We start from the raw sequence: 19,811 nt of genomic DNA, 5'->3' as shown, positions 1-19,811 counted from the left end.
CTACGGCGCTGTCGTCTCGCAGAGGTCTTCGGGCCGTCGATAGCCCGTCGCGACATGCTCTGGTCGATGCTGGCGCAATATCGTTTGGCGACGGCATGCGGTGGAGCTTCCAGCCGCATGCCGCCTTCGCATTGTGCCTGACCACGTGTCAGGCCGGTGGTTGGTGTCAGAGCGAAGCCTTGACCTTGGTTGCTGCGTCGGCAGAAACCCACTTTGTCCAGATATCCGGGTTTTCCTTGAGGAAGTGCTTGGCGCCGTCCTCACCGCTTGCCTGATTGTCTGTCATCCAGGCCATCAGCTTGCCGATGACCTCGTTGCTCCACGAGCGTTTTTCCAGATAGGACATGACGTCAGGTCCGGCCTTTTCAGAAAACGGCTTGGCGACGAGAGTGACGATGGTGTCCACCGGCCAGGCGTTCGGCTTCGGATCTGGGCAATCGGCAACGGTGTTGCAGCGCTTCCATTCGGCTGCATCGTTTGGAACGCCAGCTTCGAGTTTTACCATCGGATATTTTCCGAGCAGCGCCGTCGGCGCCCAGTAATAGGTTACGAAGTTTGCTTTTTGCTCGTAGGCCTTTGCGATTGCGCCGTCGAGGCCAGCGGCAGAGCCTGTGTCGGTCAGCGTGAAGTTCGCCTTCTCACCACCATAGGCTTTGAACAGCTGTGTCGTCACGACCGTTCCACCCCAACCTTGCGGGCCGTTCAGGATTGCGCCTTTGCTCGGATCGTCGGTGGAGGGGAAAAGTTCGGGGTGCTTGAGAAGGTCGGGTATCGTCTTGATGTCGGGGTGTGCGTCGGCCACATATTTCGGAATCCACCAGCCCTGATTTCCGCCATCGGGCAGGGGTGATCCAACCTTTATGATGCGGCCTTCCTTCGTTCCGGTCGCGACGACATCGGGCAGAAGATCGACCCAGGCTTCGGGTGCAATATCGGGCTGACCCTTTTCAGACATAGAGGTGATGGTTGGCACCGTGTCGCCGACGGTGATTTCGGCCTGACAGCCATAGCCTTCGTTCAGAATCAACTTGTCCAGATTGGAGATGACTTCGGCGCTTTGCCAATTCATGCTCGCAATGGTGACGGTGCCGCAGTCGGCGGCTGCCGAGGAGGCGCCGGCGAACAATCCCATTAATATGCAGGTCGAAGCCAATAGCTTATTCATTTCGCTGTTCCCTTTTTTTAGCGGCTAGACGTCAAAAGCGGGTTGCCGCGTATGCCCACTCAAGGATTCTGAAGCGTATCTCCCAGTTTTGCCGCAGCTTTTGATGCCGCGGTCAATCCGTTGGCAATCGCAGCATCGAAGCCACCATCGCGCATAACAGTTATCGCGGCGGCGGTGGTGCCGCGATATTCAAGAAACGTCTGTGTCGTCTCTGATGGCGACACATCGCGTTTCTCCAGCAGACGTCCAGCGCCGATCAACACGGTATTGACGGCCCGTTGAGCGATGTCCGCTGGAATGCCCTGCGAGATGGCGTCTTGCATCATGGCGCTGGCAAGAAGTGCAGGAAATGCCGGGCCGGAACCGGAAAGGCCGGTGAAATAATCGATATAGCTTTCCTCGAAAACCTCATCCTGTACACCGCAGGCGGCGAATAATGCCCTGACGACCGAACGGTCTTCGTTATTCACCGCGCTTGAGGCGATCCAGGGCGTATAGGACCGGCAGACTTCGGCAGCGGCATTCGGCAATGCGCGAACGACGCGATCTGTCTCGTGGCGTTCACTCAGGGCATCTGACGTGATCCCGGCCATCACGGAAATGAGGAGCTTGCCTTTGAGATCGACCTTGATCGTGGGCCAGTCGGCAGGTCGCACGCAAAGGAGAACAACGTCGGAGCGGTCTGCGACGGACTGATTGTCGTTTGTCCAGTAGGCGCTCGAAAGCCGGTCTGGTCGGTGACTGCGGAAGGAAAGCGAGAGGTGTTCCGGCTTGACGATGCCTGCTTGCAGCGCGGCATCGACGATGGCGCTGCCTAGCCAGCCCGCGCCGCCTATCACGCCAATCCTTAAGCCTTGGTCCGCTTCCACCTTTCCTACCCCTCCCTGAAGTCGTGCCGCGCATGGAAGCGGTCGAGTTCTCTCTGTTGAGGGAATTGGCCAGTGTAAATGGCAATATATTCAGGAATTCGCTTCATGCGCAACGCGGCATCCTCGGTGGATTGCATCGAAATATAACCAATCTGCACGAGGTAAGTGGTTCTGGCGCGCACATCCGCAGCCGTTTCGTCAAACCCGAAGCGGATGAACATCCGGGTCAGGGCCTCCATTCTGGCCTTATCCGCCTGATGGACTTCAGTCTGAATGTCAGGGGACTGCAAGGCCCAGCTTCGAACCGCAAACTCGAACTGGGAATCGAAGAGCTCCTTATTCAGCCAGCAGTCGAAGACGTTCAGCATGGCCTCTGCCAGGGACTCTGCGTAGGCCTCGGACTGCTTTACGAGGTTGCCGGTGTTCTTCTCTCTCCAACGTGAGATCAGGAGTTCCAGCAATTCCTCGCGGTCCTTGAAGAACCAGTAGAAGCTGGTGCGCGAGAGGCCGAGCTTCTTAGCAAGCGGGAGAATTTTGACGGAATCGACGCCCGACTCCAGTAGGGCGTCGTAGGCCGCTTCAAGCCAGCCATCTTGAGATCCACGCCAACCACTGTCGATGACTGCCTGTTCCATAATAAATTGCTAACGAAGTTTTGCCCACACATCAAGCAAAATGTACATTTATGTCCATTGCAAGTTCTGCGATGTTTTATTAATTGACACCTATGTACATTTATCGATAGCGTCTCGATGTGCAGCGTTCAATCGGAGCCAGTCGCATGTCGAACGATCCCCTTCTTCAGCCTTACAAGCTCAAGCATCTGACACTTCGCAACCGGATCATGGTGACCTCGCATGAGCCCGCTTATCCCGAAGATGGTATGCCGAAGGAACGCTATCGCGCCTATACGGTCGAGCGAGCGAGAGGTGGGGTCGCGTTGACCATGACGGCGGGATCGGCGGCTGTGTCCCGCGACAGCCCGCCTGTCTTCAACAATCTACTCGCCTATAAAGACGAGATCATTCCCTGGGTCCGGCAAATGACCGATGCCGTGCATGAAGAGGGTGCCGCGATCATGATCCAGCTGACCCATTTGGGTCGGCGCACCCGCTGGGACAAGGGCGACTGGCTACCAGTCATCGCGCCTTCGCATCAAAGGGAAGCCGCGCATCGGGCCTTTCCTAAGAAAATGGAAGATTGGGACATAGAGCGTGTCATCAAGGATTTCGCCGACGCTGCCGAACGGATGAAAGAGGGTGGCATGGACGGAGTAGAGCTGGAGGCTTACGGCCACCTGATCGACCAGTTCACGTCGCCCCTGACGAATGAGCTGGATGGCCCCTATGGCGGCTCTCTCGATAATCGCATGCGCTTCTGTTTTGATGTGTTCAAAGCGATGCGCGAACGGGTCGGCAATGATTTCATTCTCGGCGTGCGTTACACCGCCGATGAATGTCTGGATGGGGGAACGGGCAAAGCCGATGGCATCGAAATATCCCGCCGCCTTCGCGACAGCGGCCTGATCGATTATTTGAACGTCATTCGTGGTCATATCGATACGGACCCGGGACTAACAGATGTCATTCCCATTCAAGGCATGGCCAACTCTCCGCATTTGGATTTTGCCGGAGAAATCCGCGCTGCAACCCAGTTTCCGGTATTCCATGCGGCAAAAATTCCCGACGTCGCAACAGCGCGACACGCCATCGCAACAGGGAAGGTCGATATGGTGGGGATGACACGTGCCCACATGACGGACCCGCATATTGTTCGCAAGATTACTGAAAAGCGGGAAGATGATATCCGCCCCTGCGTCGGGGCCAATTACTGTCTCGACCGCATCTATCAAGGGGGAATGGCCTTCTGTATCCACAACGCCGCTACCGGTCGTGAGGAAACCATGCCGCATGCCATCCCCAAAGCGGACATCCGCAAGAAGGTGGTGATCGTCGGTGCCGGCCCAGCGGGTCTTGAGGCGGCGAGGGTTGCTGGCGAGCGGGGCCACGACGTCGTGGTTTTCGAGGCGGCGAACAAACCCGGTGGGCAAATCCGCCTGACTGCGCAAACCGAGCGCCGACGTGAAATGATCAGCATCATCGAGTGGCGCATGAGCCAGTGCGAGAAACTCGGCGTCACCTTCCATTTCGACAGCTGGGCGGATGCTCAGATGATTGGTGCGCAGGAACCGGATGTGGTGATCATCGCAACCGGCGGTTTGCCGCACACGGAAGTTCTGTCCAAGGGCAACGATCTGGTCGTGTCGTCCTGGGACATCATATCGGGCGATGTGAAGCCGGGTACCAACGTGTTGATTTTCGATGATGCCGGTGATCACGCCGCCTTGCAGGCTGCGGAGTTCATAGCCCGAAGCGGTGCGAAGGTCGAGATCATGACGCCGGACCGCTCGTTTGCCCCGGAGGTCATGGCCATGAACCTCGTTCCCTATATGCGCTCATTGCAGAAACTGGACGTGACCTTCACGGTCACCTACCGTCTTCAGGCCGCGGAGAAGAGCGGCAATCAGATCATCGCCCATGTCGGCAGCGATTATGGCGGCGTCGCTAAACAGCGTATGGTGGACCAGATCGTCGTCAATCACGGCACCATTCCGCTGGATGATCTCTATTTCGAGTTGAAGCCGCAGTCTAAAAATCTCGGGGAGATCGACTACGATCAGTTGCTGTCGGGGCAGCCGCAAGTTGTCGAGACAAACCCTGCTGGAACCTATCAATTGTTCAGGATCGGTGATGCGGTCGCCGCCCGCAACACGCATGCGGCGATCTATGACGCCCTGCGGCTGACCAAGGATATTTGACGGCAGAGCACTGATAACGCTTCGAGCACACAACATTACTTTACCACCGGTGCGTTCATTCCGTCTTGTTAATTCGGCGTGCGGTGATAGCCTGTTCTCCAGGTCCTCACCCTTGGAGGAGGATGGGGGCCTGGAGAACAGGGATCTTTCCAGGGAGGTGGAAAGTGACTGCATGTGACGGACCAAACATTGATATCGGCATTTTCGCTTTCCGTCTGGAGGTGAGATGCTGCTGAGCGATTTGCAGACGCAGATCAGGGACATGGCGCGCGCTTTTGCGCAGGAGCAGCTGCTGCCTGGTGCCGCGCAACGTGATCGAGGCAGCCGCTTTCCCCGTGAAGAATTGAGCGCCATGGGCGAACTCGGCTTTCTCGGCATGCTGGTTCCCGAGGACTATAGCGGTTCCGATACCGGCGCTGTGGCCTATGCGTTGGCGATCGAGGAAATCGCGGCTGGCGATGGTGCCTGTTCAACCATCATGAGCGTTCATAATTCCGTCGGCTGTGTCCCGATCCTGACATTCGGGACTGAAGAGCAGAAGCAACGCTTTCTGCCGAAACTCAGCAGCGGCGAGTGGATCGGCGGGTTTGCGCTGACCGAACCGCAGGCCGGTTCAGATGCCTCCAATCTCAAAACCCACGCGCGGCGTGATGGCGACAGCTACATCATAGACGGCACCAAGCAATTCATCACCTCCGGCAAGAACGGCAATGTCATCATCGTCTTTGCGGTAACGGACCCCGATGCTGGCAAGAAGGGCATCACAGCCTTCATCGTGCCCACGGATACGCCGGGTTACGATGTCATCCGGGTGGAGGAGAAGCTCGGCCTTCATTCCTCCGACACCTGCCAGATTGCGTTCACGGATATGCGTCTCTCGGCCGATCTCAGGCTCGGGCAGGAGGGCGAGGGTTATCGCATCGCACTCGCCAATCTGGAAGGAGGCCGGATCGGTATTGCCGCACAGGCCGTCGGCATGGCGAGGGCGGCGTTCGATGCGGCGAAGACCTATGCAAGCGAGCGCACGGCTTTTGGAAAGCCAATCGGTGAGCATCAGGCCGTCGCCTTTCGGCTGGCCGATATGGCCACCCAGATCGGGGCGGCGCGCCAGCTTGTTCTGCATGCGGCGGCGCTAAAGGAAGCGGGAGAGCCGTGCCTCACCGAGGCATCGATGGCCAAGCTCTTCGCGTCCGAAATGGCCGAGCGGGTCTGCTCTGACGCGATCCAGATACACGGTGGCTACGGTTATATGGCCGATTATCCGGTGGAGCGGATTTATCGGGATGTCCGCATCTGCCAGATTTATGAAGGAACGAGCGATGTGCAGCGCATGGTGATAGCGCGCAATTTGTAAGACAGACCTGCCGCTTGAGGAGGCGGTATTTTCGCGGAGGAGCGGATAACGATGACGGAAACCACGCCTTTGAGCCTGCATGTGCCGGAGCCCGCCGTGCGCCCCGGCGGACAGCCGGACTTTTCCAACGTCAACATACCGGCGGCGGGTGCCGTTCCCAGACCGGATGTGGATGCGGCACCGGAAACCATCCGCGATCTGGCTTACTCCATCATCCGCGTTCTCAACCGGCATGGCGAGGCTGTTGGACCATGGGCGGGAAGTCTGCCAGACGAAGAACTGCTGATCGGGCTTCGCAACATGATGCGGCTGCGCGCCTTCGATGCACGCATGATGATGGCGCAGCGTCAGGGAAAAACCTCGTTCTACATGCAGCACCTCGGCGAAGAGGCGGTCAGTTGCGCTTTTCGCAAAGCGCTGTCGAAGGGCGACATGAATTTTCCGACCTATCGACAGGCCGGGCTGTTGATTGCAGACGATTATCCACTCGTTACGATGATGAACCAGATTTTCTCCAACGAAATGGACCCATTGCACGGGCGGCAGATGCCGGTGCTTCAATCGTCTAGAGAGCATGGCTTCTTCACCATTTCAGGCAATCTGGCCACGCAATATGTGCAGGCTGTGGGCTGGGCGATGGCGTCTGCCATCAAGGGCGACACGAAGATCGCTGCGGCATGGATCGGTGATGGCGCAACCGCCGAATCCGATTTTCATTCGGCACTGGTGTTCGCCTCAACCTACATGGCACCGATCGTCCTCAACATCGTCAACAATCAGTGGGCCATTTCCACCTTCCAGGGCATTGCGCGTGGCGGGTCCGGCACTTTTGCCGCGCGTGGGCTTGGTTTCGGCATTCCGGCCCTTCGTGTCGATGGCAACGACTATCTGGCCGTTCATGCCGTTGGGCAATGGGCGGTGGAACGCGCCCGCCGCAACCTCGGGCCGACACTCGTCGAGTATGTCACGTACCGGGCAGGTGCCCATTCTACGTCGGATGATCCGAGCGCCTATCGCCCCAAGGCGGAGTCGGAAGCATGGCCGCTTGGCGACCCTGTTTTGCGGTTGAAAAACCACTTGATCCTTCGCGAGGTCTGGTCCGACGAACGCCATGAGCAGGCGCAGGCCGAGATCATGGACGAGGTGATCGAAGCGCAGCGCGAAGCTGAGAGCTACGGCACGTTGCAGGCAGGCGGCAAGCCTTCGGTTCGCGACATCTTTGAAGGTGTCTACGCAGAAATGCCGCCGCATATTCGCCGCCAGCGAGAAAAGGCAGGATATTGATATGGCCAGAATGACGATGATCGAGGCGGTCCGCAGTGCCATGGATATCTCGATGGCACGCAGTGAGGATGTCGTCGTGTTCGGCGAGGATGTGGGTTACTTCGGCGGCGTGTTTCGCGCGACGCAGGGTTTGCAGGCCAAATATGGACGCACACGCTGCTTCGATGCGCCGATCAGCGAGTCCGGCATTGTCGGAACAGCCATCGGCATGGCGGCCTATGGCCTGCGCCCCTGCATCGAAATCCAGTTTGCGGACTATATGTACCCGGCTTACGATCAGATCACGCAGGAGGCGGCGCGCATCCGTTACCGCTCCAACGGCGATTTCACCTGCCCCATCGTGATCAGAATGCCGACGGGCGGTGGCATATTCGGCGGGCAGACGCATAGCCAGAGCCCGGAGGCGCTGTTTACCCATGTCTGCGGCCTGAAAGTGGTGGTGCCGTCCAACCCCTATGATGCCAAGGGCCTGCTGATTTCCGCTATCGAAGACCCTGATCCTGTGATGTTTCTTGAGCCGAAGCGGCTCTATAACGGCCCCTTCGACGGGCACCATGATCGCCCGGTGACGCCGTGGTCGAAGCACGTTCTGGGTGAGGTGCCGGAAGACCATTACGCCATTCCCATAGGCAAGGCTGCCATCCGCCGCTCAGGTGCAGCGGTTACCGTCATTGCCTATGGTACCATGGTGCATGTCGCGCTGGCCGCTACCGAAGAGACGGGTATCGACGCCGAGGTGATAGACCTGCGCAGCCTCTTGCCACTCGATCTGGACACCATCGTAAAGTCGGTTTCCAAGACGGGGCGTTGCCTGATGGTGCATGAGGCAACGCTGACTTCCGGTTTTGGCGCGGAGGTCGTTTCGCTGGTGCAGGAGCATTGCTTTTATCATCTCGAAGCCCCGATCACCCGCGTCGCCGGTTGGGACACGCCCTATCCGCATGCGCAGGAGTGGGACTATTTCCCCGGTCCCGCCCGTGTCGAGCGCGCAATGACCGAACTGATGGAGGTGTGACCATGGCAGATTATGTGCTGACGATGCCGGATGTCGGCGAAGGCGTTGCCGAGGCAGAGGTCGTCGAATGGCATGTGAAGCCCGGCGACATCGTGCGTGAGGATATGATCCTAGCTGCCGTCATGACCGACAAGGCGACGATCGAAATACCATCGCCAGTCTCGGGCACAGTCACGTGGATGGCAGTCGAGGTGGGCAATACCGTTGCCGTCAAGGCGCCGCTGGTTCGGATCGCGCTGGAGGGGAGCGATGCAGCCGATGTTGCGGTAGCTCCGGCAGCGGATGAGCTTGTCCCTGAAGAGCCGGAAGTCGAGGTAACCGAGCCACCTTCAACTGCCAAAGATGACACGCTAACGCCCGACAAGCCATTGGCATCGCCCGCCGTTCGTCATCGCGCGATGGAGGCGGGTATCGACCTGCGTCAAGTCTCTGGCACAGGTTCTGCCGGACAGATCACGCACGAGGACCTTGATACCTTCTCAGCCGCAGGCAAACCCGCAGGTTCTGTCGAAAAGGCGGCGGTTGAAGAAATCAAGATCGCCGGTCTCAGGCGCAAGATCGCAGAGAAAATGGCGCTGTCCGTATCGCGGATTCCGCACATCACCTACATCGAAGAGGTGGATGTGACAGACCTTGAGGGCCTACGAGGCAAGATGAATGAGGGTCGCAAAGAGGATCAGCCCAGGCTGACGATCCTGCCGTTTCTGATGCGTGCCTTGGTGAGGACGATTGCCGAACAGCCTGGAATGAATGCGACATTCGATGATGTCTCTGGAACGATCAGCCGTTACGCTGCCGTCCATGTCGGCATTGCCACACAAACGCCTTCGGGCCTGGTCGTGCCGGTGGTGCGGCATGCGGAGAGACGTAGCATTTGGGATGCCGCCACTGAGCTTTCCCGTGTGGCCGATGCGGCGCGGGGTGGCAGCGCCCAGCGTGACGAGCTATCCGGTTCGACCATCACCATCAGTTCGCTCGGCGCTCTGGGCGGGATCGCTTCCACGCCCGTCATCAATCACCCGGAGGTGGCGATCATCGGTGTGAACAAGATCGCGACGCGCCCTGTCTGGGACGGCAGCCAGTTCGTGCCACGGAAAATGATGAACCTCTCCTCCAGCTTCGATCATCGGATTGTCGATGGCTGGGATGCGGCGCGGTTCATCCAGCGGATCAAGGCGTTTCTTGAAACACCGGCGCTGATCTTTATCGAAAGCTGAGGCGATCATGGACGACATCAACAGCAAACATCTGACCATAGGCTTTATCGGGCTGGGCCACATGGGCGGGCCCATGGCCGCAAATCTCGTAAAGGCAGGCCACGTTGTGCGTGGCTTCGATCTAATGCCGGACCTGCTTCAGGCCGCGACGGGCGCGGGCGTGACGCCGTGTCGCTCCGTAGTTGAGGCTGTCGAAGGCTGCGGTGTCGTCATCACCATGCTGCCTGCGGGCAAACATGTCATCTCGGTCTGGACCGATCTGATGACGGCGGTATCAGAGGGAACGCTTTTGATAGACTGCTCCACCATCGATATCGAGAGCGCCCGTCACGTGCATGGGATGGCGAAAGCACGCGGATGCCCGTCTCTCGATGCGCCGGTTTCGGGCGGGACATCCGGGGCGATGGCGGGGACCTTGACCTTTATGGTCGGCGGAGAAAGCGAGGCATTTACGGCGGCTGAGCCGATTTTACGTCCAATGGGCCAGAAGATCATTCACTGCGGCGGTGCCGCGATGGGGCAGGCGGCGAAGATTTGCAACAATATGATCCTCGGCATCTCCATGATTGCGGTCTCGGAAGCCTTCGTGCTGGTAGAAAAGCTCGGCCTCTCCCAGCAATCTTTGTACGATGTCGCTTCGGTGTCGTCGGGCCAGTGCTGGTCGTTGACGACCTACTGTCCTGTGCCGGGTCCGGTTCCCGCATCCCCGGCAAATCGCGATTACCAGCCCGGCTTTGCCACGGCCCTGATGTTGAAAGACCTGATGCTCTCGCAAGACGCCGCCGCGTTGACCGGCGCCAAGACCCAGCTTGGTCACGAGGCTGCTGCGCTCTATCAGCGCTTTAGTGATGCGGGAGGAACGGCAAAAGACTTTTCGGCCATCATTGAGATGATCCGCAGTGAAACGTGAAGACGCCAGGATGAGAGAGGCTCCCATCCTGGCGTTGGAAATTGTTTAAATCGTATGTGGATCAGCAGTGGCCAGCGCGCACGGATGCGAGATTGACGATGTCGGCGTTGGTCATGTCGATTTCGATTTCACTCTGCAAGGCCGATTGCAAGGCTTGCTTGGCGACATCGATGTACCAGCTGGCGGAAGGCGCACCCAATGTTTCAGCCATGCCTTCAGCATAGGTCAGCATGTTGATGAGGGTGAGAAAATCTTCCTGGCGTTCATTTGTTTCTGCGTCAGTTTTGAAGGATGTCATCATAAGGCTCATCTGGAAGGGTTGCGGTGATTCACAATAGTAAGAGACGAGCCATCGTGCGCGTTGCAAAACCGTTGCACACGTATTACTTGATTTTGAGTTTTGAATATTCAGCTTATACGAAAATCACATATACATGCTGCGAAACAGCGGCGTTGCCTGAAACTGCCAGTCTGATGGTTGGCATTTCGGCAAATTGGCGCTGAACGCTTTAAGCAGAGCTATGGCGTCGAGTTTCTTCTGATCGACCAAACCGAGTTTGAGCGCTCGCGTAAGCATCTCGAACTCGACACCTGCCAGCTCAGCGATTGTTTTCCATTTTCGGCGTTTGAAGAAGAGTTGGCTGGCTGCGCTGCGAAGTTTGTCGCAGTGGGCCTCCTCCATCAGACCAAGCTGGGCGATGTTGGCAATGGTTGCCTCGGCGTTCACCAGGGGAATGCTGAGGGGCGGGTAGCCGAGTTCGGCGGGGCCGTAGATCAATGCCACATCGGCGTCATCGACCCGCGCGCCGGAGGCATAGTCCTCGAATATTCTGCCGATGCCGGTCATGCCATAGGCGGCGCATTCTGCCGCCCGCAACGCGCCCATGCTGGCTGCGCCATAGACGGGAATATCCTTTGAGAGGGCAAACAGCAGCTCCTTATGCCAGACGGGCGCTGCGGTCGCGAACTGGCCGTCGATTAGTCCTATCGCTGTTGCCCCGTCCGCCACGGCTTGCATAACATCGCCTTGACAAGCAGGCGGACGGATATCGATGCCTTCAGCCGCTACGTCATATGCGTTTGGCAGGCTTGGACCGACGAAGACGACCTTCATCACAATGCCCTCGAAAGCGCGCGCGGACCAAAGCGCCTGTGGCGCTCGCCATCAGGGTTTTCGAGTTGGGGCGCAAAGACTTTCACGACAGCAGCGGGGAGCCATTCCGGGGCCAGATCAACCGCATAAAGCTTGTCGATCCCGGCAGTTTGCAGGCGGTCGAGAACGGTTTCAAGCGAGTGCTCTGTGGATGCGGCATCGAGGGTCGGGAGGTCACCAAGCGATTTGGAAGGCTGCACATCCATGGCTTGCAGCATGGAGGTATCGACAGATTGCGAAAAAATGTCGGGCAAAAGGTCGTCGCGCGCGCCTGCGATGAACGTCATGCGCGATTGAGCGGCCTCGGTTATCGCCCGCATGGCCGCCACTGCCGGTGTCGTTGCCGCTCCCGCCCCATAGGTCAGGTCCACATGTCGAACAGTGCTGGCCATCTTTCGGTCTTGGGGTCCGAGAAGCGCGACGACGCATGGTATCGCTAGATCGGTCGTAATGTCGAACAGTGCGATCTCAAGGCCCGCTTGCGCAACCAGGCCCAAGGCATTTTGAAGCGCAGGTTGGCTGATTGAAGCCGTATCGATTGCCGCCCTGTAGCGCTTCGCGACAGGGGTCATCTGCCACAATGTAAGCGCGTCGCGCTCCACCCGCTCCAGCACCGCATGAAGAAGCGCTTCGTCGCGGGTATTGCCAGAGGCGAGGCCATCGGAAGACTGCCAGTAACGCGGCGATGCGAGAGTGCGATCCAAGTGAACGGCGTCGTAGGGGAGCCAGATCGGTTCGCCCGTCAACAGGTTCCCTGCACGAACCCAGTCAATATGTTCGGTGGTTGTGATGGGTGGTGCGTGGGGGGAAAGAAGAATAGTGAGCGTGTCGACAGCGTCTCCCGCATCCTCGACTGTCTGGCGGGTGGCGATCCGGTGATGACAGGTCGGGTTTGTGGCTATGGAGCGTTCTATCGCTTCCATGGCTGCGGATGTTCTGGCGGCTTCGTCATCGATGCCCTTGCCTTGAGCGATAACGATAGCTTTGGCATTGGGTGCAAAGGCACACCACACGGCGATGCCGATGTCATCCAGTCCCGTCTGCCGCGCCAGTCTGGTGATGCCGAGACGGGCGAGAAAAGGCGAAACCCTTGTCAGGGTTTCGCCGGGAGAACAGGCTCGATAATTATCGAGCTGCAAGATCAGTGGGCACCTTCGTGAACACTGCCAGCACCGACCTGTGTTGCGGAAACGGCAATTGCGAAGTCGACACCCTTCGTCGGTGTGACGCCGGATGCGCGCAAGGAAACGGCCTTCGCCAGTTCGTCGGAAAGCGGTTCTTCGATTGCTGTGATGGTTTTGGATCGCATATCGGCGAGCCAGAGGCCTTTTTCGCCGCTAATTCCAAGAATGACTGCTTGTGACATGGGGAAGATCCTGACTAAAAACCGGCCCTCTTCAGGCCTTCGCGATACATTTCGGTCTGCCATGGCTCCTTGTGAGGAATGACAGCCAACCAACGCTCCAAATCGAAACTTGGGTTGTCTTCAAATACTTTTACACGCAATGCGCGCGCCTTGTCAATATCCCCCATCATGCCGCAACAGGCCGCAGCCAGGCGTGCCGCCGGGCGCTTGTTGCTCATCTGGCCGATGTAATCCAAAGCCTGTTGATATTGATGCAGGAAGTAGCTGGCACCGGCGGCGGTCCAGAGATACATGTCCGGCACGATGGGGTTGAGGGAGATTGCCTGTCGGATTTTGATCATGGCGCTGGCCGGATCGCTGCTGTGAATAAGGCTGTCGGCGTGGCTGCACAACACATCCGCATATTGCGGACTGAGGTTTTCCGCTTGCGACAACGCGTCAAGGCTCTCATCGATCCTGCCCATGAACAGGCGGCTGACGCCCAGTTCCTTGAAGCCGCTGGCCGAGACCTCACTGTGTTTGATGGCGTCGCTTGCGAATCCCTCTGCCTTGGCAAGAAGATCGTCGTCACCACGCGCCGTCAATATCCATTCCATGCTGAGCGTGCGGGACATCCCTGCCTGCGCTTCGGCGAAATTCGTCCCGTGCTCCAGCGCTTCCTTGAAATATTTCCGGGCGCGCCGGATTGATGGCAGGCTGATGCTGGAGAGGGATTGCAGGCCTTTGAGGTAGAGGAAATAGGCTTCCGGCCTGCTGGAAAAGTCGCCGACGGCGCTCTGGTGCAGGCCGATCCGCGACATCAGGGCCCCCTGTACGGCAGTCCCGATTTCAACACGTTGTGCAGCGACCGATATGGGCGACAATTCGAACCGTTCCGCCCAGATGATTTCCTCGGTAGGCGTGAAAATCAGTTGCAGGAAAAGATGGGTGTCGGTTCTGCGGCTATCGAGAGCATAGACGACGTTGTGCTTCTCCAGCACAGCGGCCTTGTCTTTCGAGGCCTGAATACGTTCCGCAGTATAAGGCGCTACGACGGACAAGGTGCGGCTGCTGCAAAGACCAATCGTCAAATCTTCGATCAGGGCATTGGCAATCGAGCCGTCACGGTTTGCTTCCTTCGAGGTTAGTGGTGGCAGAAGGGCGATGCGAGGATGCGCTGACGATTTTTCCGGTAGGGCGAGCGGCCTTTGGGGCGCGCTATCTGATTGCGTGGCGGGAAACGCGGCTACTAGTGGAGCCTTCTCAAAAGTAAGCCCCGCCGCCAGATGCCGTCGTACCTCGTGATCGTGCGGGTCTGCTTCCAAAAGAAGAACGGCGGCGCGTTTCAAATCAGCATTGCCCTGGGATTGCAGTTCGCGGGAGGAAAGCACGTCCATGAACTGGCTTCGCAAGATGCCGACCAGCCGCAGCCTGACGTCGCGCACCCAAGTATCGAATGCCGTCTTTCCATCGCCACAGGTCGGGAGGAACTGCATGGCCACCGCACTGCATGCCGCCCGCAGGCGCTCAAGCGGGGTGTGCAGGGCGAGAATGTCGAAATCGCATGTGACGACTGAGCGGTTCAGCGTGATGCTGGTGGCATCAATGGTCATGAGGGGCGCGGGCGCCTGCGCCGTCGCAAGCGTAAACCGCCGCAGCGTCGAGCGCAGATTGGTCGACGCAATCTCCGTATTGCCGGGCCACAGGAGGTTGGCGACATCGCGACGCTGGACCGGTCTGTCCATGTCGAACAGATAGGCAGCCAGAAGAAGAGATTGAGCCGGAACGTTGATGACGTCGCCAACCTCATCTTCCAGATTGCACCGGCCTAATGTCGCAAGTCTGAAGACCATCTCGCTCAGTGTGCTGTTGTGGCAGACGTCTCTGTCGTCTTTTGCGTTTCAGCCGTACTGGAGGTGCTGAGCGACTGAACGAGTTCAAGGACGCGGCGACGCACGCGGCTGTCTTCGATGCCACAGAAAGCCTTGGCAAGGGACACGCCTTCCTTGGAATTCATGAACTGTGACAACAGGCTTGGAGCGGCCAGAGCACGGTCTTCGGTTGTTTCCGCTGCGCCCTCGAAAAAGTAGGAAATGTGCACGTCCAGCAATTCGGAAATATGCTGCAAGCGACTGGCGCCAACGCGGTTCGTGCCTTTTTCGTATTTCTGAACCTGCTGGAAGGTGATGCCGAGCCCATCGCCCAGCTTTTCCTGGCTCAGACCGAGCATGACGCGACGCAGGCGAATACGCGATCCTACATGTATGTCGGTTGCGTTCGGGGACTTTTTCATGGGATGTAGAACTCCAAATCGTAATACTTTTGATGAGAGTGCCGGAAACTTCACCTGATCGCAACGGGCGCACAGCGTAAATCCGGCATGTGTTGCATGCAGGTGGTGTATGAACTGGAAGATTACGGGCCAGACTGATTGGCAAGGCCCGGTATGCTGAGAGACAGGCCGCCATCGGCGGCCCTTTCTCACTGTGTTCTGGCAGGCGGCATGGGCTTGAGCGTATTCATCAGGGCTCCGTAAGGCAGCAGCATGATGATACCTACAGACACCTTTACTGAGAGATCACCCAGTGCCCATGAGACCCAACGCGGCGCTTCATAGCCGAGGATGCCGAGAACGGGCGCCTGCTCGATCGCGAACGCATCATTGGGTCCGACGAAGGCGAAGGAGGCGGCAAAGGCAATCGAGAAGAACAAAGCGGTATCCAGCACCGAGCCCAGCATGGACCCGGCCAGCGGCGCGCGCCACCAGCTTTGGCGACGCAGTCGATTGAAGACCGAAATATCCAGCAACTGACCAATGAGATATGCCGTACCAGATGCGATTGCGATGCGCGGGATCGATGTCCAGAAGGACAGGGTGACGCCAACGACAAACCCGGCCAGAACGACGCGCCGTGCGACGGAAGGCCCAAACTGGCGATTGGTGAGATCGGTTATCAGAAACGCGATGGGGTAGGTGAATGCACCCCAGGTCAGCAGATCGGCTAGGTTGATGCCGAAGAGTGTGCCGGAGAGCGGATACTGAACGAGAATGTTCGATGCGACGACAATCAGTGTCATCAGCAGAACATAGATGATGGTAGAGCGCAGGTAGGGCATTTTTTTATCCTGGGTGATGCCACCAGTTGGAGCCAATATGAAACGAACAAAAGGCTTGAGCGGCATAAGCCAGTCAAGCCTTTCGAGGGTCTGTGATGTTGAAACCGCTATTAAGCAGCAGCAGCTTCGACAGTCTTCTTCGCGATCTGACGACGCAGCAGACGGGCGCGCATCGAGAGATCGTCTTCGCTAGCCTTCAGAAGGAACGCATCCAGACCGCCGCGGTGCTCAACAGAGCGCAGGGCAGCTGCGGAAACGCGCAAACGGAAGCGCTGACCGAGAGAATCAGAAATCAACGTAACCTGGCAGAGGTTCGGAAGGAACCGACGCTTGGTTCTGTTGTTGGCGTGGCTGACGTTATTGCCCGTCTGGACGCCCTTGCCGGTCAATTCGCATACACGGGACATGGGTACACCTATTTGTTATCGTCTGTTTCACCAACGGGCTGCTATCCGGCAAACTCCGGTAAGCAATCCAACTGGCAATGATTGGAAAGTTGCGGTTCTATAGTCAGGCACGAACTTCCAGTCAAGCCGCTCGCTCTTTTTTGTGAGCGATTTCACCGCATTTCCACGCGACTCTGCTTTTTTATTGCCATAACTGCGCGTATATCATCGCCATAGAGCGCGACTTTCCGGCTCGTCGAGGTATTACCTGAATGAATGTCCATGCACAAAGGGTTTTCGCAGCCGCAGCCGTTGCACTGGTGAGTCTCTCGCCAGCCAAAGCCGCAGAAACGAAGCACGACAGCGAATACAGCATCGCTCTGGGCGTCTTGCCCATTGCAAGGGCCAATTTCTCGACGCGTATGGATGGCTCGACCTATTCCATTTCCGGCTCGTTCAGTTCGGCAGGCATTGCCAGCGTTTTGAAAGACATTTCCGGGCGCACCGTCGTTTCCGGCGCCAAGCGCGGAAACCGGATGCAGGCGAATGAATATTCGCTGGTCTACAAGGACGGCAAGCGCACGCGCACCTATGATGTGCAGTACCGCAATGGCAATGTGACCTCCACGACGGTCAAGCCGGAGCCCAAGGCGCGGCCGGACAACTGGGTCGATGTGAAGGACCGAGACCTCCGTTCGGTGCTCGACCCTATATCGGGACTGATTTTCCCCGTGGGAGGTCGCATTTGCCCCGGTCGCCTGCCGATCTATGACGGTGAGTCGCGATTGGATCTCGTCCTGAGCTCGGGCGGCACCAAACCTTTTGCGACCAATGGCTTCAGCGGCGATGCAATCGTCTGCAATGCCCGTTACGTTCCCAAATCCGGTTTTCGCAAGGGACGCAAGGACATCGAGTATCTGAAGTCCATTTCCATGGAAATCTGGTTTGCCAAGGCAAGCAACATGGACGTATACGCACCGGTCTATGCGCGTATACCCACCAAGGTCGGGCAGGTTTACATTACTGCAACCAAATACGGCGGCTAAGGTTCAACCCGGCGCCCAGCCGGGTTCCGCCATGACGAAGCTTTCGAAGGTAAAGCCGGGCGATACCGTGCAGCCGACGAGCGTAAACTCGCCAAGGCTTTCTGCTGATTGCCAACCATTGACGGGAACAATGGCCTGCGGTCTCTCGCCGCCCAGAACCGATGGCCCGAGCCGAATGGTTTCGATACCCTTGCCGTCCAAGCTCAGATGCAGCAGCAGCGGTGAGCCCGAATAATAATGCCAGACCTCGGAAGCATCCGTCACGCGGTGCCAATGCGAGCGTTGGCCTTTTTCCAGGAGGTAGTAGATAGCGGTGGAGGCGCCGCGCTCGCTTGCATCACCGTCTTTGAATGTCTGACGATAAAAGCCGCCCTCCGGGTGCGGCTCAAGTTGCAATTCGCTGATGATGGCTGCTGCCGAGACTGCGCTGTCGGCCGTTAAAAGTTGTCCTTGCGTGTTCTGATCTCCGCAAACACATCCGCGTCACTGGCGTCCTTCATGCCGAGATGTGCGCGAAGGGCTTCATCGGCAACCCGCATATAGGGGTTGGTCTGCTTCTCCGCACCAATCGTGGTCGGAATGGTGAATTTTCCATCGTTGCGCAGCGCCTCAACTTCGCTCGCGCGTTGCGCTAGGGTCGCGTTCTGCGGATCGACCGTTACGGCGAAACGGGCGTTGGACAGCGTGTATTCATGTCCGAAATAGACTGTGACATTATCTGGCAGGGCCATCAATTTCTGGAAGGAGTGCCACATATCAGCAGCCGGGCGTTCGAACAGCCGTCCGCAACCCATGGCAAACAGCGTGTCGGCGGCAAAGAGCAGGGCGTCATCTGGAAAATAGTAGCAGATGTGTCCAGCCGTGTGACCGGGCGTCGATATGACCTGAACGCGATGACCGGCGAACTCGAACTCGTCCCCATCGGCAGCAGAGCGGTCCAGTCCGGGAATGGCGATGGCTTCATCGTTGGGCCCGCGAATCTCGCAGCCGTATTTTTCCTTGAGCGCCAGATTGGCCTCGACATGGTCCTGATGATGGTGAGTTGTGAAGATATCGGTGAGCGTCCATCCGCGCCGGTTGAGGGCATCGATGATGGGCGCTTCTTCCGGCGCATCGATCGAAACGGTGGCGCCGGTCTCGCTGTCATGCAACAGAACCCCGAAATTATCGCTACGGCACAGAAAGACCTCTATTTCCAACGGCTTCATCTTTTCTCTCCATCTTTTCGGCGTGCACACCTTCTGGTTTTCCAATGTAGGCTACCATGCCTTGAAGTCCAACCGGGGACTGCTACATTCTGACGATGAACACCGATATTGTCGATCTGCGCGAATTCTACCATTCACCGCTCGGGCGGTCTGCCGAGCAGGCCATCACCATGGCGCTATCAACGCTGTGGCCGCCTTTGCCGGATGAACGGCTGGTGGGTGTCGGCTATGCGGTTCCGTTCCTCGACCGCTTTCGCCACGATACGGAACGGACATTTGCCTTCATGCCACCTGGGCAGGGGGCGGTGAACTGGCCAGCGGGTGAATTGTCATCGACAGCACTTGTTTTCGACGAGGAATTACCGTTGCCGGATTCGTCGATAGACCGCGTTCTTATGGTGCATTCGCTGGAATTTGCGGAGAATCCGCGCGAAACGCTGAAAGAACTCTGGCGCGTTCTGGCGCCCGGCGGCAGGCTAGTGATCGTGGTGCCGAACCGTCGCGGCGTCTGGGCGCGTGTGGAGCACACACCCTTCGGCTCCGGTCGCCCCTATTCGCGCGGACAATTGACGGCGCTTCTGCGCGAAACGAATTTCACGCCGGGAGCAACGGCAGAAGCCTTGTTTTTTCCACCAACGAAGGTTCGCTCCATCCTGCGGTTCCGGCGGTATCTGGAAAGCACCGGGCGCAAGCTCTGGCCGGTTTTTTCCGGTGTCATCATCGTGGAGGCACAGAAGCGGCTTTATCAGGGTCTGCCTGTCAGCCAGCGGGCTTCACGGCGGGTTTTCGTCCCCGTCCTTGCGCCGCAGGGCATGCCGACGACCCGGACGTCGCCACCACCGCGAAAGCCAAGCTGACCCTCGACAAACCGCCTGTTCCGGTCTAATGCCTGCGGCATTGTCTTGCCGGTTACCCGGCGCTTTT

The 19,811-nt window shown here is 58.1% G+C and carries 21 protein-coding genes; 8 read left to right on the top strand and 13 right to left on the bottom strand.

Annotated elements, in window-relative coordinates:
• Positions 1–166: 166 nt before the first annotated feature.
• Genes HRR99_RS18780 through HRR99_RS18770 form a run of 3 tightly spaced genes read right to left on the bottom strand, consistent with a single transcriptional unit; the run spans position 167 to position 2,669 of the window.
• Positions 167–1,165, bottom strand: a complete 999-nt coding sequence (locus HRR99_RS18780) for an ABC transporter substrate-binding protein (RefSeq protein WP_112498085.1) — start codon at positions 1,163–1,165, stop codon at positions 167–169.
• 59 nt (positions 1,166–1,224) lie between these two features.
• Positions 1,225–2,034 carry a pyrroline-5-carboxylate reductase family protein gene (locus tag HRR99_RS18775; RefSeq protein ID WP_233124345.1) on the bottom strand — a complete coding sequence of 270 codons (810 nt, stop codon included), beginning with the start codon at positions 2,032–2,034 and terminating at the stop codon, positions 1,225–1,227.
• Positions 2,035–2,039: 5 nt separating this feature from the next.
• Positions 2,040–2,669 carry a TetR/AcrR family transcriptional regulator gene (locus HRR99_RS18770; protein ID WP_233124343.1) on the bottom strand — a complete coding sequence of 210 codons (630 nt, stop codon included), beginning with the start codon at positions 2,667–2,669 and terminating at the stop codon, positions 2,040–2,042.
• Positions 2,670–2,815: 146 nt separating this feature from the next.
• Here HRR99_RS18770 and HRR99_RS18765 point away from each other — a divergent pair, with 146 nt between their 5' ends.
• The 6 genes from HRR99_RS18765 to mmsB all read left to right on the top strand — a co-directional run bounded on the left by HRR99_RS18765 (position 2,816) and on the right by mmsB (position 10,632).
• Positions 2,816–4,852, top strand: coding sequence for an NADH:flavin oxidoreductase (locus HRR99_RS18765; RefSeq protein ID WP_233124342.1), 2,037 nt, complete (start codon positions 2,816–2,818; stop codon positions 4,850–4,852).
• Between the two features lie 226 nt (positions 4,853–5,078).
• Positions 5,079–6,206 carry an acyl-CoA dehydrogenase family protein gene (locus tag HRR99_RS18760; protein WP_233124341.1) on the top strand — a complete coding sequence of 376 codons (1,128 nt, stop codon included), beginning with the start codon at positions 5,079–5,081 and terminating at the stop codon, positions 6,204–6,206.
• 51 nt (positions 6,207–6,257) lie between these two features.
• Complete coding sequence (locus tag HRR99_RS18755; RefSeq protein ID WP_233124339.1) at positions 6,258–7,490, top strand: 3-methyl-2-oxobutanoate dehydrogenase (2-methylpropanoyl-transferring) subunit alpha; 1,233 nt, start codon at positions 6,258–6,260, stop codon at positions 7,488–7,490.
• A gap of 1 nt (position 7,491) precedes the next feature.
• Positions 7,492–8,505 (top strand): alpha-ketoacid dehydrogenase subunit beta, encoded by a 1,014-nt coding sequence (locus tag HRR99_RS18750; RefSeq protein ID WP_233124337.1) that lies wholly within the window; start codon positions 7,492–7,494, stop codon positions 8,503–8,505.
• A gap of 2 nt (positions 8,506–8,507) precedes the next feature.
• Positions 8,508–9,722, top strand: a complete 1,215-nt coding sequence (locus HRR99_RS18745) for a dihydrolipoamide acetyltransferase family protein (RefSeq protein WP_233124336.1) — start codon at positions 8,508–8,510, stop codon at positions 9,720–9,722.
• Positions 9,723–9,729: 7 nt separating this feature from the next.
• Positions 9,730–10,632: a 3-hydroxyisobutyrate dehydrogenase gene (gene mmsB / locus HRR99_RS18740; protein ID WP_233124334.1), complete on the top strand. Its 903-nt coding sequence runs from the start codon at positions 9,730–9,732 to the stop codon at positions 10,630–10,632.
• A gap of 61 nt (positions 10,633–10,693) precedes the next feature.
• Here mmsB and HRR99_RS18735 read toward each other — a convergent pair whose 3' ends face one another.
• From HRR99_RS18735 to rpmB, 8 genes are all read right to left on the bottom strand, one after another.
• Positions 10,694–10,930, bottom strand: coding sequence for a hypothetical protein (locus HRR99_RS18735; protein WP_233124332.1), 237 nt, complete (start codon positions 10,928–10,930; stop codon positions 10,694–10,696).
• A gap of 126 nt (positions 10,931–11,056) precedes the next feature.
• Complete coding sequence (locus HRR99_RS18730; protein ID WP_233124331.1) at positions 11,057–11,746, bottom strand: TfuA-like protein; 690 nt, start codon at positions 11,744–11,746, stop codon at positions 11,057–11,059.
• Positions 11,746–12,924 (bottom strand): YcaO-like family protein, encoded by a 1,179-nt coding sequence (locus HRR99_RS18725; RefSeq protein WP_233124329.1) that lies wholly within the window; start codon positions 12,922–12,924, stop codon positions 11,746–11,748. The genes HRR99_RS18730 and HRR99_RS18725 overlap by 1 nt, the downstream gene beginning before the upstream one ends.
• A gap of 2 nt (positions 12,925–12,926) precedes the next feature.
• On the bottom strand, positions 12,927–13,151 hold the full coding sequence (locus HRR99_RS18720) for a hypothetical protein (protein WP_233124327.1): 225 nt from the start codon (positions 13,149–13,151) through the stop codon (positions 12,927–12,929).
• A gap of 14 nt (positions 13,152–13,165) precedes the next feature.
• The gene (locus HRR99_RS18715; RefSeq protein WP_233124325.1) at positions 13,166–14,983 is read right to left on the bottom strand and encodes a hypothetical protein; all 1,818 of its coding nucleotides are present in this window, start codon (positions 14,981–14,983) and stop codon (positions 13,166–13,168) included.
• Between the two features lie 5 nt (positions 14,984–14,988).
• A complete protein-coding gene (locus HRR99_RS18710) occupies positions 14,989–15,423 on the bottom strand; it encodes a helix-turn-helix domain-containing protein (protein ID WP_112498096.1) in 435 nt (144 codons plus the stop codon).
• A gap of 188 nt (positions 15,424–15,611) precedes the next feature.
• Positions 15,612–16,247 (bottom strand): queuosine precursor transporter, encoded by a 636-nt coding sequence (locus tag HRR99_RS18705; protein WP_233124324.1) that lies wholly within the window; start codon positions 16,245–16,247, stop codon positions 15,612–15,614.
• A 110-nt stretch (positions 16,248–16,357) separates the two neighbouring features.
• Positions 16,358–16,654, bottom strand: a complete 297-nt coding sequence (gene rpmB, locus HRR99_RS18700; protein ID WP_111838822.1) for a 50S ribosomal protein L28 — start codon at positions 16,652–16,654, stop codon at positions 16,358–16,360.
• 251 nt (positions 16,655–16,905) lie between these two features.
• Between rpmB and HRR99_RS18695 the strand changes: the two genes are divergently transcribed.
• Positions 16,906–17,679, top strand: a complete 774-nt coding sequence (locus HRR99_RS18695; protein ID WP_111838823.1) for a DUF3108 domain-containing protein — start codon at positions 16,906–16,908, stop codon at positions 17,677–17,679.
• A gap of 3 nt (positions 17,680–17,682) precedes the next feature.
• On the opposite strand, the gene HRR99_RS18690 is transcribed toward HRR99_RS18695, so the two are convergent.
• Complete coding sequence (locus HRR99_RS18690) at positions 17,683–18,087, bottom strand: cupin domain-containing protein (protein WP_277877936.1); 405 nt, start codon at positions 18,085–18,087, stop codon at positions 17,683–17,685.
• 29 nt (positions 18,088–18,116) lie between these two features.
• Positions 18,117–18,887: a hydroxyacylglutathione hydrolase gene (gene gloB, locus HRR99_RS18685; protein WP_233124321.1), complete on the bottom strand. Its 771-nt coding sequence runs from the start codon at positions 18,885–18,887 to the stop codon at positions 18,117–18,119.
• A gap of 95 nt (positions 18,888–18,982) precedes the next feature.
• Between gloB and HRR99_RS18680 the strand changes: the two genes are divergently transcribed.
• Positions 18,983–19,744: a class I SAM-dependent methyltransferase gene (locus tag HRR99_RS18680; RefSeq protein ID WP_111838826.1), complete on the top strand. Its 762-nt coding sequence runs from the start codon at positions 18,983–18,985 to the stop codon at positions 19,742–19,744.
• The last annotated feature ends 67 nt before the right edge of the window (positions 19,745–19,811 follow it).

This window comes from Agrobacterium vaccinii (genome assembly GCF_021310995.1).
Classification (GTDB): domain Bacteria; phylum Pseudomonadota; class Alphaproteobacteria; order Rhizobiales; family Rhizobiaceae; genus Agrobacterium; species Agrobacterium vaccinii.
This window is presented reverse-complemented; position numbering and strand designations above follow the sequence as displayed.